The sequence below is a fragment of the Halobacillus rhizosphaerae genome, assembly GCF_046719735.1.
Lineage (GTDB): Bacteria > Bacillota > Bacilli > Bacillales > Halobacillaceae > Halobacillus_B > Halobacillus_B rhizosphaerae.
Window position 1 is genome coordinate 59820 of the sequence record NZ_JAUTWQ010000008.1, and the last position, 14892, is coordinate 74711.

The 14892-nt window shown below is 44.7% G+C and carries 16 protein-coding genes; 14 read left to right on the forward strand and 2 right to left on the reverse strand.

Annotated elements, in window-relative coordinates; genetic code table 11:
• Positions 1 to 57 precede the first annotated feature (57 nt).
• Positions 58 to 243 (forward strand): hypothetical protein, encoded by a 186-nt coding sequence (locus tag Q7A53_RS09970; protein WP_411789014.1) that lies wholly within the window; start codon positions 58 to 60, stop codon positions 241 to 243.
• Between the two features lie 82 nt (positions 244 to 325).
• Here the strand turns inward: Q7A53_RS09970 and Q7A53_RS09975 are convergent, their stop codons facing one another.
• Positions 326 to 550, reverse strand: a complete 225-nt coding sequence (locus tag Q7A53_RS09975; protein ID WP_411789015.1) for a hypothetical protein — start codon at positions 548 to 550, stop codon at positions 326 to 328.
• A 346-nt stretch (positions 551 to 896) separates the two neighbouring features.
• Between Q7A53_RS09975 and Q7A53_RS09980 the strand changes: the two genes are divergently transcribed.
• The 9 genes from Q7A53_RS09980 (at position 897) to Q7A53_RS10020 (ending at position 9815) form a co-directional block, all read left to right on the forward strand.
• Complete coding sequence (locus Q7A53_RS09980) at positions 897 to 1553, forward strand: response regulator transcription factor (protein ID WP_411789016.1); 657 nt, start codon at positions 897 to 899, stop codon at positions 1551 to 1553.
• 1 nt (position 1554) lies between these two features.
• Positions 1555 to 2661: a sensor histidine kinase gene (locus Q7A53_RS09985; RefSeq protein ID WP_411789017.1), complete on the forward strand. Its 1107-nt coding sequence runs from the start codon at positions 1555 to 1557 to the stop codon at positions 2659 to 2661.
• Between the two features lie 132 nt (positions 2662 to 2793).
• A complete protein-coding gene (locus Q7A53_RS09990; protein WP_411789018.1) occupies positions 2794 to 3729 on the forward strand; it encodes an ABC transporter ATP-binding protein in 936 nt (311 codons plus the stop codon).
• 21 nt (positions 3730 to 3750) lie between these two features.
• Complete coding sequence (locus Q7A53_RS09995; RefSeq protein ID WP_411789019.1) at positions 3751 to 4869, forward strand: ABC transporter permease; 1119 nt, start codon at positions 3751 to 3753, stop codon at positions 4867 to 4869.
• Positions 4869 to 6014 (forward strand): ABC transporter permease, encoded by a 1146-nt coding sequence (locus Q7A53_RS10000; protein WP_411789020.1) that lies wholly within the window; start codon positions 4869 to 4871, stop codon positions 6012 to 6014. Before Q7A53_RS09995 ends, Q7A53_RS10000 begins: the two co-directional genes overlap by 1 nt.
• A 377-nt stretch (positions 6015 to 6391) precedes the next feature.
• Positions 6392 to 7432, forward strand: coding sequence for a lactonase family protein (locus Q7A53_RS10005; RefSeq protein ID WP_411789021.1), 1041 nt, complete (start codon positions 6392 to 6394; stop codon positions 7430 to 7432).
• 209 nt (positions 7433 to 7641) lie between these two features.
• Positions 7642 to 7887, forward strand: coding sequence for a hypothetical protein (locus tag Q7A53_RS10010; protein ID WP_411789022.1), 246 nt, complete (start codon positions 7642 to 7644; stop codon positions 7885 to 7887).
• Positions 7888 to 8184: 297 nt separating this feature from the next.
• Positions 8185 to 9342, forward strand: a complete 1158-nt coding sequence (locus Q7A53_RS10015) for an FtsW/RodA/SpoVE family cell cycle protein (RefSeq protein ID WP_411789023.1) — start codon at positions 8185 to 8187, stop codon at positions 9340 to 9342.
• A gap of 311 nt (positions 9343 to 9653) precedes the next feature.
• A complete protein-coding gene (locus Q7A53_RS10020; protein ID WP_411789024.1) occupies positions 9654 to 9815 on the forward strand; it encodes a hypothetical protein in 162 nt (53 codons plus the stop codon).
• Between the two features lie 175 nt (positions 9816 to 9990).
• Here Q7A53_RS10020 and Q7A53_RS10025 read toward each other — a convergent pair whose 3' ends face one another.
• A complete protein-coding gene (locus tag Q7A53_RS10025) occupies positions 9991 to 10335 on the reverse strand; it encodes a DnaJ family domain-containing protein (RefSeq protein WP_411789025.1) in 345 nt (114 codons plus the stop codon).
• Between the two features lie 201 nt (positions 10336 to 10536).
• Between Q7A53_RS10025 and Q7A53_RS10030 the strand changes: the two genes are divergently transcribed.
• From Q7A53_RS10030 to Q7A53_RS10045, 4 genes are all read left to right on the forward strand, one after another.
• Positions 10537 to 10839, forward strand: a complete 303-nt coding sequence (locus Q7A53_RS10030; protein WP_411789026.1) for a hypothetical protein — start codon at positions 10537 to 10539, stop codon at positions 10837 to 10839.
• 550 nt (positions 10840 to 11389) lie between these two features.
• Positions 11390 to 12409: a family 43 glycosylhydrolase gene (locus tag Q7A53_RS10035; RefSeq protein ID WP_411789027.1), complete on the forward strand. Its 1020-nt coding sequence runs from the start codon at positions 11390 to 11392 to the stop codon at positions 12407 to 12409.
• A 40-nt stretch (positions 12410 to 12449) separates the two neighbouring features.
• Positions 12450 to 13532: a M24 family metallopeptidase gene (locus Q7A53_RS10040; RefSeq protein ID WP_411789028.1), complete on the forward strand. Its 1083-nt coding sequence runs from the start codon at positions 12450 to 12452 to the stop codon at positions 13530 to 13532.
• Between the two features lie 97 nt (positions 13533 to 13629).
• Positions 13630 to 14892: an ABC transporter substrate-binding protein gene (locus tag Q7A53_RS10045; protein WP_411789029.1), complete on the forward strand. Its 1263-nt coding sequence runs from the start codon at positions 13630 to 13632 to the stop codon at positions 14890 to 14892.

The window sequence follows — 14892 nt, forward strand, 5'->3', positions numbered from 1 at the left end:
TTGAGCTGTGAATGATACAATAGTCTCAGATCCCACAACATCATGAGGAGGTTGGATATGGAATTAGAGACGAAGTACAGAATCGTGCAAATTATTACGATGGCTATTGTTATTCCTGTGTTTTTCATAGTGAATAGTCATACATATATGGCCAGCGCATTGATGGCCGTTGCTATTTTACTTTCGATTTATCAGAGTATGATTAAGAGAAGGATGAGGAAGCAGGGAGTGAATGGGAGATAAATAAAAGAAGATGGCCCTGACAATTTCCCTGGGCTATCTTCTGGATTCATAATTATACTTTTTACTTACCGCTTCTTATTTATTAACTTTTTCGTTTGATTTGGAATTCAATATATCGTTTAAGTGTGAGGCGATAATGAGAGTCTTCTGGATACGCCCTATCAACCGATGCTATCAAAGAAGGAGTAAGCTCTGTTTCTCCATTATATAGACCTTTGTTAAGTATCCCGTTCCACCGACTAATATAATCCTTTACAGATTTATCTCCCAAATGATAATTCTTTCTTAAATAGTCCTCAAATTCCATACTATCCCGCCTCTCCACTAGTATCTAATATATATTCCCTACAACTTGCCTCTTTTCCTTGTCAAAGGGATCAGAAACATCATTAATAAAGAAGTATAGTGTCTAATGTATAATAGAAGAGTTAATCTTGACCGTTCCCAGAAGAGTGATCTCATTGAAAGTTAATCAATGTTTTATAAAATATTGATTTCACAACTATATTTTTATATATTTACGATACAAAAAGGGACAAAGGTACCTGTCCCCAGTGTCCCAACAAGGGACAGAGGACCGATCCCCTCCAGGCAGGAATTCACCTCCCATATGAAGAAACACTTCAAGAAGACACTAAAATAAGAAAAGGGAAATGACTATGGAAACCATTAAAATATTGCTGGCTGATGACAATTCGTTCATTAGAGAAGGCATGAAAATCATACTGAATACCTATGAAGGCTACGAAGTGGTGGCGACGGTCGACGACGGTCGTGAAGCGCTCGATTATTGTCTAACACATGAAGTAGACATTGCTCTACTCGACGTGCGGATGCCGAACATGAATGGGGTAGAGGCGACGAAGGAGATTTCGACGCGGACGAAAGCGAAGCCGTTGATTTTGACGACGTTCGATGATGATGAATACATTCTGGATGCCATTCGCAACGGGGCGAAGGGCTATTTGCTGAAGAACACGGAGCCTGAGCGGATCCGTGACGCGATTCACAGCGTCTATCATGGCAGTACAGTGATGCAGGACGTGATTCTCGACAAGCTGAAGTCCAATCTGAAGGACAAGGATGACGGTGGCAAAGAAGAAATGAAGATCGATGCTTCGCTTTTCACGGAGCGGGAGCTCGATATTATGCGGCTGATTGCTAAAGGATACTCGAATAAGCCAATTTCAGAAGAGCTGTTCATTTCGGAAGGGACGATCGCGAATTATATTTCGTCGATTCTGCAGAAGACCGGTCTTGAGCACCGGACGCAGATTGCCATTTATTATTTAAAAGGAAGCCTCGACTAACATGGAACTGTGGATGCTGCTGACGAAATTAATTTTCATCTTTTATCTCGGGTACAGCTTTGTCCAGGCGCAGGGGATTGATATCGGCTGGCATGTGTTCGCGCTGCTCGTTTATTTCAGCTTGAATCTGATTTTTTACATATTTAAAAAGCAGGCGTACAAGACGGTGGTGCTGCTAATCTCCGGAGGGCTGATTTTGTATTTACAGGCGGGTCTTGAAGAGATGTTCATCCTGCTTCTGCCGATTTGCCTGTATGAGCTGCTCTCACCACTGTCCAAATCGCGGCCGGTCGTGCTTTTGCTTGCTTTGCTGCCGGTGCTCTTTATCTCTAAGGACTTGCTAGCGCTGTACACCTTTTCCACTCTGATCAGCTTTCTCTTGTTCCAGCTTGCTGACCGCTTTTACAAAAGAAGCGGTGAATATGTCCGGCAGATGGATCAGATGAGACGGGATATGCAGCGGATGACCAGGCATCTCAATGAAAATGAGGCGTATATCAAGCAGTCGGAGTACACCTTGAAGCTTGAGGAGCGCACGCGTCTGTCGCAGGAAATCCATGACAGCATCGGCCATTCTATGACCGGTGCGCTGATCCAAATGGAAGCGGCGAAAAGCGTGATGGCCGCTGATAAAGATCAAGCGGGAGAGCTGCTGCAGAATGCCATTAACATTTCGAAAGACGGCATCGAGCGCATCCGTCTGACGTTGAAAAACATGAAACCGCACACGGAAGAGGTGGGAATCCACCGGTTGAAGCTGCTGATGGATGAGTTTTCCTCGCAGCACAGTATTCCTGCCCCGCTTACCCATCAAGGTGACATCGACAAAATTTCTCCGCTGCAATGGAAGGTGTTGGTGGAAAATACCGGGGAAGCACTGACGAATCTGTTGAAATATTCGGAGGCGACCAAGGTGTCGGTCAATCTCAAAGTGTTTCAGAAGTTCATTCGTCTGGAAATTAAAGATAACGGACGCGGAGCAGAAAAAGTCGAGAAAGGTCTCGGCATCGCGGGAATGGAAGAGCGGACGGCTTCGTTAAACGGCACGCTCATTGTCGACGGCTCGGACGGATTTTCCGTTACCACGCTGCTTCCGGTCCGCTCGTGAGGTTCCTCATCAATAAAAAGTGAATATTCTCATGTGAAAAGGATGAACTTGTGCACTGCCGCAGGTTCATCCTTTCGTCGTATAATGAATGTACAAACAAGATCCGCATGGAAGAAATGAGGAGGGTGACTGATGAAACTATTAGAATTGAAAAATCTGACCCGCAAATTCGGTGACTTTATCGCTGTTGATAATGTGACGCTCGATGTTAAGGAAGGGGAAATCTTCGGCTTTCTCGGTACGAACGGCGCCGGCAAGAGTACGACCATCAACATGATTGCTGGACTGCTGAATATCAGCGATGGCGAGATTAAAATTATGGATAATAACATTAGTAAAAATAAAAAGTTTGCCAAAAGCCACATCGGCATGGTCCCGCAGGAGATCGCCATCTATGAAGATTTGACAGCTTATGAAAATGTTCAGTTTTTCGCGGGGCTGTATGGGCTGAGAGGAGCGGAGCTGAAGGAAAGGACGGAGGAGGCGCTCGGATTTGTCGGTTTAACGGACAAAGCGAAGCACTACCCGAAAACTTTTTCTGGCGGGATGAAGCGGCGGCTGAATATTGCCTGTGCGATCGCTCACCGGCCGAAGCTGATCATCATGGATGAACCGACGGTCGGCATCGATCCCCAGTCGCGGAATTACATCCTGTCTTCGGTCCAGAAGCTGAATGAAATGGGCTGCACGATCATCTACACGAGCCACTATATGGAAGAGGTCGAGGAAATCTGCACCCGTATCGCGATCATCGACCATGGAAAAATTATTGCGGAAGGCACAAAGGAACAGTTAAAGGCGATCATCACCGATACGAAGGATATTTGGATCCACGTGGGGTCCACAGACTACCTCGATCCTGAGGCGCTGAAATCGATCAGCGGCGTCAAGGAAGTCCAGGTGGAAGAAGAAGTGGTCAAAATTAATTCCAGTACGGAAGTTAATAACCTGAATACGATTATCCAGCATTTCATTTCAGCAGGGATCGAAATTCGTGCTCTGGATGAGCAGGCCCCTAACCTTGGGACGGTCTTCCTGACATTGACCGGACGGAATCTGCGCGACTAAACGAAAGGGAGGACAGACGCGATGAACATTTTTAATATGGCGTTAAAAGAAATCAAAACGGACTTCCGGGATCTGCGGACACTGATTTTCCTGCTTGCCTTTCCGGTCATGCTGATGCTGATTCTGGGCACGGCTTTATCCAGTGCTTTCAACTCCACACCGGATGTTGATGACGTGCACATCGTTTATCAAGATACATCGAACGCTGATTTATCTCATGCTTTCCGTTCATTCACCGATAACGTCGATGACGCGGGGATCCATTTTACCAAAATTAAGGACGGGATAAACGGGAAAACAGCGGTCAAGGAAGGCGATTATGACGGCTACATTCAGGTGACCAACAGCGGGATCACCGTTTATGAAAATGAAGATAACACGCTTGCCGGCAATATCATCGAAGGCACGCTGCACGCCTTTACCGATAAATACAAGGTGATGGCTTCAATCTACTCGGTTTCTCCGGATTCTGCAGGAGAGGTCGCTGCCGGCAGCGGAACCGCTGATTATATTAAAGAAACCTCATTAAATGCGGCCAAACAGCCGGGAGCGATGGACTATTATGCCCTCACGATGACGGCCATGATCGCTTTCTTCGGCTCGATATCGGCCACTTCACTGATTAGAAGTGAGCGGACGCTCGGAACCGATGCCCGATTGATTGCCGCTCCGATTACGAAAGCGGAGATTTTCACCGGGAAGATTCTCGGCAGTATCGTGGTGAGCGCTCTTTGTACACTCGTGGTCGTGCTGTTCAGCAAATTCTTATTTCACGCGGACTGGGGCAGTCATCCCTTGATGATTTTCCTTGTGCTCGTCTCAGAAATTATCCTGGCCACAAGCCTCGGTCTCATCGTCAGCTACATCACGAAAACCGCGGCAGCTTCACGAGCGCTTATTATGGTGATTGTCCAGCTGGCGGCCTTCTTCGGTGGTTCTTTTTTCGAAGTGAATCCTACAGAGGGCATGTCTCAGTTGATCAATCTGTCGCCGCTACGCTGGCAGAATGATGCGCTCATCAGCCTGGTCTATTCGAATGAATTATCGACAGCGGTTCAGACGATTCTGTTGAACATCAGCATTGCCGCTCTCTTTTTGCTCGGTTCCATCTTCGCTATGCGTAAACGGGAGGGATTATGATGAAAGACGTTCTCTGGCTCATGAAAAACTTTTTCAAAATTATGTTCAAAAATAAGCGGCGTACCTTGATCACCACAGGGCTGCCGATTCTCGGGATTCTATTCTCCGTGCTGATCTATGGCGGAGGGAATACGGCCGAGCTGAATGTGGGTCTCATCAATAAGGAAAATACTCCTGTAGCGAAAGGGACCGTGTCCTTTATTCGTGATCTGGACCATGTGAATGTGAAAAATGTCAAGGCGTCGGAAGTAGAGCAAGCGGTCAGTGAAGGGGATCTTGATGCTGCGATTACGATCGGAGACGGATTTACGGAGAGCGTGAAAGCAGGACATCCCGATCATGTCGCCATCACTTCCTTAAAAGGGAGGGCGGTCACCGGATTCGTGAAAGCCTACTTGAATCAATACTTGGACAGTCTCGGCACTCTGGGGAAAGCATCTCATGGGGATAACGATACTTTTGATAACCTATACTCCAATTTTTCGGGTTCGGATTTCGATGTGAAGCCTGTCAGCTTGAAAGATAACACAAAGAACAGTTACATGACTTACCAGACGATTGGTTTTCTCATGATGTTCATGATGTTTGCGGCCATCAACCTTTCCGGGGCGATTTCCCTGGAGAAGGAGCAGCGGACTTACTTTCGGATGCTGTCCGCGCCCATCAGCGCGAGAAAGTTTGTGCTGTCGAATGTTCTTGCTAATCTGATCATTATGATCGGGCAGATCGTTGTCACTTTATTCTTCATGGTGGCTGTCTTCCGCATCAGTTTGAACATGCCGCTCTGGGAAATGTTCAGCACGATGGTCCTGTTCGCGCTCGTCGCTGTCGGCCTGTCGCTTGCGATCATCGCTTTTTCCACGAGCAACGGAACGACCAATGCCTTGCAGAATTTAATCGTCACACCGACATGTCTGTTATCTGGCTGCTTTTTCCCAATCAGCGTCATGCCGGACACCCTGAAGCATATCGCTCACTTTCTGCCGCAGACCTGGCTGCTGGACACCATCCAGAAGCTGCAGCAGGGACAAAGCTTTGGCGGAATTTATCTGAACATCCTGATTCTGCTTGCCTTTGCATCCGTCTTCTTCCTGCTCGCCGTCTTCAAATTCAGCCGAAACGACAGCGTCCAGACTTATTTGTAGGGGGACAGTGGGTGGGACAGTGGGGACAGGAACCACTGTCCCTTTTTTTGTCTTGAACTACGGAACTCCTTAACACCAAGATAAAGCTTGCTTCAAATCTTTCTACATATACTGTGTCTTCCATTACAACTGAGGTCTCGCTTTCATCTCTCAGGGACGAAGGTACCTGTCCCTCCTGTCCCCACCTCCCTCCGCTGAAGAAATCTATCAAGAGAAAAACAAACGGGTTTATGAGACAATAAGAACGAGAAAAAGAGTTACATAGCGTTATGGAAGAATAGATGTTGTTCAACACTAGCGGCAGGAGTTTGATCACTAATGACTCTAGGGACAGAGGAACCTGTCCCCATGTCCCTACTCAGGAGAGGAGTTTTTTGATGACGAAGTATTTTGGATATGTGGGAACGTATACGAAACAAGAGAGTAAAGGTGTTTATCAGTTTACGCTGGATACGGAAAAGAAACAGTTAAGTGATGTGAAATTAGCGGCTGAACTAGGAAACCCGACTTATGTGACGGTGAGTGACGATAAGAAGTATCTATATGCTGTCGCAAAAGACGGAGAAAATGGGGGCGTGACCGCTTTCTCCATTAATGAAAAAACGGGCGAGTTAACGAAGTTAAATAGTCAAATGGCGGCGGGTTCTCCTCCGTGCCACGTAAGTGTGGATCACCAGACGAACACCGTGGCAACGGCTAATTATCACACGACGAAAATTGCGACCTATTTAACGAATGAGGATGGCTCCCTGAACCCGGCCTCTTCTGTCATCGAACATGAAGGCACCGGTCCGCACGAGAGACAGGAGAAGCCTCACCTGCATTTTGCCGGTTTTACTCCGGATGAAAAGCATGTAGTGGCGATTGACCTCGGAAGTGACCGGGTGATCAGTTACGCAGTCGATGAAGGAAAATTAGAAGAAACGCAGGTGTTTAAAACAAAAGCAGGTGCAGGACCTAGACATATTACCTTCCACCCTAATAAAAAGTTCGCCTATGTGATGACCGAGTTGAGCTCAGAAGTCATTATGCTTCAGTATCATGAGGAAGATGGAAGTTTTACCGAGAAGCAATCCGTGCCAGCTATCCCGGAGGACTTTAACGAAACGAATGATGCAAGCGCGATCCATATTTCATCTGATGGGCAGTTTGTGTACGCCGGAAACCGCGGACATAACAGCATTGCAGTCTACAAGGTGGACCAGGATACCGGCCGCTTAACGTTTATCGAATGGACGTCAACCGAAGGGAACTGGCCTCGTGATTTTGTCTTGGATCCTACTGAAGATTTTCTAATCGCAACCAATCAGAAGTCGAATACGATGACCTTGTTTGGACGAGATAAATCTACCGGAAAACTTTCCTTGCTGCAGTCCGATGTACCTGTTCCGGAGCCGGTTTGTGTGAAGTTTTTATAAAAGCAAGATCTTATCATACGCCTTCGCAGGGGTACATGGAATGAAATGTACTTCGGCGGAGGTGTTTTTTTAAAGGAAGATGGTATAAGGCAAGGCTATTGCTCCAATCTTTATCTTTCAAAGAATTGTCATGACTATGGGGAATTCTAGCTTGGGCAGAGTGATATACTATAAAGAATAACGCTTATGCAAAGGAGCTTTGGTTAGACATGCTGCAACGTGTAAAAGAACTATTATTTCTCATAGGCTTCATTGGACTAGCTGCCGCCTTGCTAGGAGGAGGGAGCACGAACGTAACTCAAATGGAAAAAACGAACCATGTAGAAACCTCCTCTATTCCAACACTCCCTGGTGACTTAGGAGAAGGTCATGAAAGCTTAGAAAAACTTTTCCAAGCAGCGAAGGAATGGAGAAGTGATCATTCTCCATCTGAAAACCATACTTCCATTTTTTAAAAAGAAAGCGAGCGCCTCCTTCCATCGGAGGAAAGAGGTAAGTATTTATAGAAGAGAGACCATTAACCCGACCCTAAGAAAATGGGGACGGGTTCTATTATTTCCATTTAAGGGTGCGTACTTTAAACTTTTAGGTCTGGAGATCTATTTGTGCCACCAGTGAAGATCAAAACAGCCAAATGTGAGAATGGTCCATTCATCCTTGGACTAAAGATAGATTCCGTTTATAATAGGGTCTGTGCCGTGCAGGCATAGATATGGATGGATTTAGGAAGGCGATAGAAATGAGGAACAAACATGAAATTTGAAGACCGCTTTGATTGGTCGCTGTTCTTTATTCTTTGTTGTTTCGCAGCGGTTAGCTGTGTGGCCTTATTAAGCGCGCAGGAAAGTAACCAATATAGCGACAACTTTGTAGTAAAACAGTTGATTTGGTATGGAGTCGGTGGAGTCGCCATCGGGGTGATGATGCTATTCGATCCTGAGGATTATCGCAAATTAAGCCCGTATCTCTATGGATTCGGTCTCTTGTTATTAGGAGCCTTAATTCTAGCTCCATCTAGTATTGCTCCCATTATTAAAGGACAGAAAAGCTGGTTTGTCCTGCCGGGGCTCGGATCGATGCAGCCGGCCGAACTGGTTAAGATTTTTACCATATTAATGCTCGGGAATATTACTACTCTTCATCATGAAAAGTTTCAAAAAGGCACGGTTAAATTAGATTTTTGGCTGCTATTTAAACTAGTGGGGATCACTGCCTTACCCTTAGCCCTGATCATGCAGCAGCCTGACTTAGGAACAAGCTTAGTATTCATAGCGATTATGTCCGGCATGATCCTGATTTCAGGGATACGCTGGAGAATCATCCTTCCCTTATTCCTAACCATTGCAGGGATTGGAAGCTCGATTCTTTGGCTGGTCATTAAATCTCCTGAACTACTCGATAAATACTTACATGTAAAGCAATATCAGCTCGGAAGAATATATGCCTGGCTTCAGCCGGAAAGATTTCAGGACGCAGCGGGATACCAATTAATTAAAGCTATGAAAGCCATCGGTTCCGGCCAGCTATTAGGAAAAGGATTTGGCGATCGAGAAGTCTATCTTCCAGAGAGCCAGACCGATTTCATCTTTAGTATTATAGGCGAAGAATATGGCTTTTTAGGCTCATGTGTTGTGCTGCTTCTGTTCTTTTTTCTAATTTATCGGTTAACGAATATTGCCAACTCATCCAATGATGATTTCAGCTCTTATGTGATGGTCGGGATCATCAGTATGATTAGTTTCCACGTGTTCCAAAACGTGGGGATGTCGGTGCAATTACTGCCGATCACCGGGATTCCGCTTCCTTTTATTAGCTACGGGGGGAGTGCTTTGCTGGGGAATTTAATTTCCATGGGAATCGCATTCGCTATTTATTTTCACCGGAAAACGTATATGTTTGGTGATGATTAAGCCCATTTAAATCTTTCAAGAGTCTTCCTGTGTTATAGGGAAGGCTCTTTTTTTATGGCTCTGTTAAAGTTTAGTGTTGAAATGACTAACAAAAAAAGAATACATACCTCCGAAGAACGTAGTTAAAAATTCAGTTTACATATTATGGATGTGGGAATAACCTAGTAAACGCCGAGAGCAAAGCTCTCTCTATAGGGGTCATTAACAAGGCACATCTTTATATGAATAGGGTTACATCAGATAATCCATTGATTTAAAGATAATGAACCTACCGTTGTAGATATTCCTTAATCCAAAGGGAGTTATAATTTATGAAAGATACTATCTGGAATATACTTACCATTATATTTTTCCTAATTCTCCAAACTGTAGTATTTTTGATAACACCAAATAATTGGATAAGAGTGGTTGCTATGCCAATAGTTATTGGTGCAATGATTTTTGTGGTAAGTAAAAAATTCGGGATAAGATAGCTTTTAATTAAGCACACCCAATATTAGGGCGTGCTTCGGTTTCTTTTACAGACATCACTCACTTGTATTTGATAACTCTATTACAAAGAAAAACCGCTTTTCTACTACGATGAAAAGCAGTTTCCTAATCGTTTCATTCGTTTTCAAAATACCTCGCTCAACCATCGTCGAACCTTCACCAGAGCTCTCTCGCTTTCGCTACATTCTCTAAGCTGATCAAATTCTTCTGAAGCTGGGAGGGGCATTTGCGGTTGTGCTTCCGAATCTTTTCATTAATCACATCAAGTTCTTCTTCTGTTTCGCACGTTTGCAATAACGCCGCAATTTCTTTCTGCATTCTCAGCCAGTCTGGCAGGTAGCCCGCGTCTTTGGCGACTTTCTGAAAGTTCTGGTACACATCTCTCTCCGTGTAACCCTTCGGCAGGGGCTTGCCTTTGCCTGGTCCGGAATAATTATCCTTCTCTCCCGACTGTTCCAGCATATCGCCAATCAGGTCATTGTGCTTTCGGTCCATTGCCATTCCTCACTTTCTCCTAATGGATCAAACCTTACGTGATGACTTTGATGACTTGATTCAATTATTCCAATTTTAGTGTGGTTTTGCAACTTGTTGTATCAGGTGCAATCCATCCCTATGTAAAAACATTTTGCCTAAAAATGTAAAAAACTTTATACTTTTCATACGGAATCATTTACATAGTATGGAAAGAGGCGAGAGGAAATGAGTTGGGTTTCTGGCGTGTTTTTGGGAGTTTTACTACTGATGATCGTGTTAATTGGGAGCTTGTTAGCTTCTTTGGCTAAGCAAGGAGATGAAAGGAAGAATTTTATTAAACGGAAAACGATGGCGGATTCTTTTGTTCTTGTCGTGGGGATGCTAATGATTGATATTCTCCAATCCTTTTACCAGATTTATATAAAGGGAGGGGAACCCGTCCACCTGAATCCGTTTATGTTGCTCGTATGGATCTCTGTCATTTTTCTTATTGCGATGCTGGTGAATAAAAAGAGATTCGGAAATTGATAAAATACTGTGTTCTTTACTAATAAGGGATGCTGTAGCGTTGTACCCTTAATATATGGAAAACTCCAGAACGTGTGGCCGCACCGTTTCTTAATAGGGTAGCCACATGTTCAGTGATGATTAAACTTTTCATTGTGTTTATTTAAGTAATTGACTGCGGTCATATGCCCTTAGGAAACGATGTTTACGTTACCTTTATCTAATTCTTTTTTGCGGTACCTATTTTTGTATGTGCCGTCTTTAATTTTGTCTAGGATCCTTCTAATTCTGCTTTCTCTTCTTCGCGAATTTTTCCTCATCTTCTCCTGAACTCCTTCTCGCAGCTCTCTTAATTAAAAGCTCTTCCCACTAAATTCCAATTAATCACCTAACTTCAGTTAAATATAGAATGACTGCCACGCGTGTGTTTTTTCTTAAATGGTATAAACTTTTTCTTTACTGATTATATTTTTCGGAAAATTAGAAAAAAGGTTGAATTTTGGTATATATTGTTTTAACATAAAAGATAATTAAATTAATTAATAAAGTCTACAACAAAAAGGAGGCATTCATGAAAAAAGGAATCCTTTTCCTCTTAGTAGCCGTTTGTGTGGCTGGAGTCGGTATTTATTATTTCACTGCCGATCAGAATCAGTATCAGAACCCGGTCTTTGAACCTGTCCTAGCTGATCCATCTATTGTGAAGGGAGAAGATTATTTCTATGCGTATGGAACAGAGGATGCCTGGGGAGAAGATTCAGATACGAAGCTGGTCCCCATCGTGCGCTCCAAGAATCTGACCGATTGGGAGTATGCGGGCGAAGCATTTACAAAGAAACCTTCTTGGAAAGGCGCAGGGTCCATTTGGGCTCCGGATGTGACGAAGTATAAGGGGAAATATTTCTTATTCTATGCCCTGTCGATCTGGGGAGATTCCAACCCGGGTATCGGCGTGGCCACAGCTGAACATCCAGAAGGTCCATTTAAGGACAAAGGCAAACTCTTTGATAGTGAAGAAATAGGTGTCAGCAATTCAATTGATCCCTTTTTCTATCAGCAGGATGATCACCCTTATGTGTTCTGGGGGAGCTTCCACGGAATTTACGGAGTTGAGCTCGGCGAGGACGCACTAGGTGTGAAGGGGGAACCTTTTCAAGTAGCAGGGGATGCCTATGAAGCACCTTATATTATCAAGAGAAATGACTATTATTACTTATTTGTCTCTGAAGGTTCCTGCTGTGAAGGAGCTGATAGTACATACAAGGTGGCTGTCGGCCGATCCAAGGAGTTGAAGGGTCCTTATTTAGATCAAAATGGGAAGAAACTGCTGGATAATGGAGGCACGGTCATCCTTGAAGGAAAGGCAGAAGGTAAGTTCGCTGGCCCTGGACACAATGCGATTGTAGCGGATGACAAAGGTCAGGATTGGATCGTTTATCATGCGATTGTGAAAGAGGATCCGGTGCTGTGGACTGGCGCTTCCAAACGACCGCTGATGATTGATCCTATCGCGTGGAGTGACGGCTGGCCGGTGATCAATGACGGTTATCCTAGTGAACAGGAACAGCCGGGACCCTCAGTAAAGCACTGAATTTTTTATATGAATGACGGAAAAGATGCGGAGGCTGTTGATGAATATTGATAAATTACGCCAATTTCTAACCGAACACGCCTTGGATGGCATTCTATTACGAAAGCGGAATAACTTCTCCTGGGTGACCGAAGGAAAGACCAATTCTATCGTCCAAACGACAGAGCAGGGTGTGGCCGATCTGATCGTGTTTCAGGATCAAGTCTATATCGTAACTCCAGAAATCGAAAGGCGGAGAATTACTGAGGAAGAATGCAGCGATCTTCCTTTCGACGTTGAGGTCCTGTCCGCTGACTGGTTTGAAGGAACGGATGGGCTAATTGCTTCTGTCACAGCCGGAAAAAAGATGGCAGCTGATCTGCCTTATGAGGATTTCATGGTCGTAGAACCGGAGCTTGGGTTGATTCGTTCCGTGCTGGGAGAGACCGAGAGGGAAAGCTATCATGACTTAAGTCAAAAGGCAGCGAAAACTCTTGAACAAACGTGCCGGGAAATACGACCAGGCATGACCGAGAAAGAAATCGAAGCGCAGCTCACTTACAAACTGCTGCAGCAAGGAATTAACGTTCAAGTGGCGTTAGTAGCGACGGATGAACGGATTTATAACTATCGCCATCCGATCCCTACGTTAAAAAAGCTGGATAAATACGCGATGCTCGTTGTCTGTGCGGAACGAGGCGGGCTGGTTGCCAACGCTACTAGATTTGTTCATTTTGGCAGGCTGTCAGATGAGTTAAAAACGAATCAATTAAAAGCGGCAGAAATAGATGCCGTCATGAATGCAGCAACCGTTCCGGGAAAATCAGCGGGAGAAGTTATTAAAGCAGGGATTGAGCAGTATAAGCGGGCAGGTTTTCCTGATGATTGGAAGCGGTTACACCAGGGAGGACTAACAGGTTACGAATCACGGGAGTTTCTGGCTGACACAGCGACACCTCACCTTGTCCAGCGCCATCAAGCGTATACGTGGAACCCTTCGCTGCCGGGTATTAAATCTGAAGATACCATCCTGGTAGGAGAGAACGGAAACACTTTTCTAACTCACACTGGGGATTGGGTTTATCAAGAAGTAGAGGTTAATGGGGGAATTTTTCACCGACCTGGGATTTTAGAAAGAGAATAGGGCAGGAAGTAAATTTAACTATACGATTTCTTATCTACTTTGTTAATTTAATTAATTAATAAACATTTCGATCTACAAAAATTAGGGAGGCAGTAACATGTCAAATTTAAAAAAATGGTTGAGTATTCTGCTTGTCAGCTTGTTAGCCTTTACTCTGGCCGCTTGCTCAGGAAACAGTGAGAGTTCATCAGGAGATTCCAGTGGTTCTGGAACAAAGCTTACCTTCTGGGCTCCATTCTCAGGAGCGGATGGTCCGAAGATGAAGGAGATCGTGGAGAATTACAATAAGTCTCAGGATGATTACAATGTGAAACTGCAGATCGTCCCTCAATCGGAATACTACAAGACGGTGGACCTGGCCATCAATGGCGAGAAAAATATGCCGGATTTCCTTATTATGCACGAGGACCAGCTCCTTACTTATGTGAATAAAGATGTGTTGAAGGACCTTGATGATGTGGTGGGCGATGACATTAAGAAAGAAGACTACCATCCAAAAGCGTGGGAAGGCGCGACAGTGAACGATAAGCTGTATGCGGTTCCGCTGGATATTCACCCGCTGATGCTGTACTGGAACAAGGATATGTTTAAAGAAGCGGGACTTGATCCGGATACGCCTCCTAAAACGAGAGATGAGTTTATTAATTTTGCGAAGAAATTAACTGACAAAGATAAGCGTCAGTACGGCTACGTTGTTCCAACGCTTTGGCCGCAGCAGTTTATTTTCCCATCAATTGTAGCTCAAAATGGCGGTAACCTTATGAAGGATGGCGAATTACAGTATACCACTGACCCAGTAGTTGAAGCGTTACAATTCGAACGTGATTTAATTGATAAATACAAGGTTTCCCCTTCTGATGTTTCGCAGGACGGTGAAGTTACCATGTTCCTTCAAGGGAAGAATGCGATGCAGCTGAATGGTCCATGGATGATGAATCAGTTTGAAGAAGCCGGCATTAACTATGGAGTAGCTCCGGTTCCACAATTAGGCACCGAGAAGCAAGCGGTCTTCGCCAACTCTCATACCTTTGTCATTCCGAAGCAGGTGGAGGATCAGGACAAGATTGATGGCATTACCGATTTCTTAGGCTATGTAAAAGAAAACGGCATGGCCTGGGCAGAATCAGGACAAGCTCCTGCTTCTAAAGCTGTTTATGAAAGCGATGAGTTCCAGAAAATGAAACAGCAGCCGCAAGTAGCCAAGCAGTTTGACGATGTTGTCTTCTCTCCAAGAGTGGAGAACTGGGGACAGATTTCTGAGCCGCTTTACCAGGCAATCAACGAAGTTCTGCTCGGACAGAAGGATGCAAAAGAAGCGTTGAAAGAAGCCCAGCAAAAAGCTCAAGGCTCTCTAAAATAA

Excerpts from the sequence above, each read along its gene's own strand:
- Q7A53_RS09970 (WP_411789014.1), top strand. The coding sequence starts at position 58 with ATGGAATTAGAGACGAAGTACAGAATCGTGCAAATTATTACGATGGCT.
- Q7A53_RS09975 (WP_411789015.1), bottom strand. The coding sequence starts at position 550 with ATGGAATTTGAGGACTATTTAAGAAAGAATTATCATTTGGGAGATAAA.
- Q7A53_RS09980 (WP_411789016.1), top strand. The coding sequence starts at position 897 with ATGACTATGGAAACCATTAAAATATTGCTGGCTGATGACAATTCGTTC.
- Q7A53_RS09985 (WP_411789017.1), top strand. The coding sequence starts at position 1,555 with ATGGAACTGTGGATGCTGCTGACGAAATTAATTTTCATCTTTTATCTC.
- Q7A53_RS09990 (WP_411789018.1), top strand. The coding sequence starts at position 2,794 with ATGAAACTATTAGAATTGAAAAATCTGACCCGCAAATTCGGTGACTTT.
- Q7A53_RS09995 (WP_411789019.1), top strand. The coding sequence starts at position 3,751 with ATGAACATTTTTAATATGGCGTTAAAAGAAATCAAAACGGACTTCCGG.
- Q7A53_RS10000 (WP_411789020.1), top strand. The coding sequence starts at position 4,869 with ATGAAAGACGTTCTCTGGCTCATGAAAAACTTTTTCAAAATTATGTTC.
- Q7A53_RS10005 (WP_411789021.1), top strand. The coding sequence starts at position 6,392 with ATGACGAAGTATTTTGGATATGTGGGAACGTATACGAAACAAGAGAGT.
- Q7A53_RS10010 (WP_411789022.1), top strand. The coding sequence starts at position 7,642 with ATGCTGCAACGTGTAAAAGAACTATTATTTCTCATAGGCTTCATTGGA.
- Q7A53_RS10015 (WP_411789023.1), top strand. The coding sequence starts at position 8,185 with ATGAAATTTGAAGACCGCTTTGATTGGTCGCTGTTCTTTATTCTTTGT.
- Q7A53_RS10020 (WP_411789024.1), top strand. The coding sequence starts at position 9,654 with ATGAAAGATACTATCTGGAATATACTTACCATTATATTTTTCCTAATT.
- Q7A53_RS10025 (WP_411789025.1), bottom strand. The coding sequence starts at position 10,335 with ATGGCAATGGACCGAAAGCACAATGACCTGATTGGCGATATGCTGGAA.
- Q7A53_RS10030 (WP_411789026.1), top strand. The coding sequence starts at position 10,537 with ATGAGTTGGGTTTCTGGCGTGTTTTTGGGAGTTTTACTACTGATGATC.
- Q7A53_RS10035 (WP_411789027.1), top strand. The coding sequence starts at position 11,390 with ATGAAAAAAGGAATCCTTTTCCTCTTAGTAGCCGTTTGTGTGGCTGGA.
- Q7A53_RS10040 (WP_411789028.1), top strand. The coding sequence starts at position 12,450 with ATGAATATTGATAAATTACGCCAATTTCTAACCGAACACGCCTTGGAT.
- Q7A53_RS10045 (WP_411789029.1), top strand. The coding sequence starts at position 13,630 with ATGTCAAATTTAAAAAAATGGTTGAGTATTCTGCTTGTCAGCTTGTTA.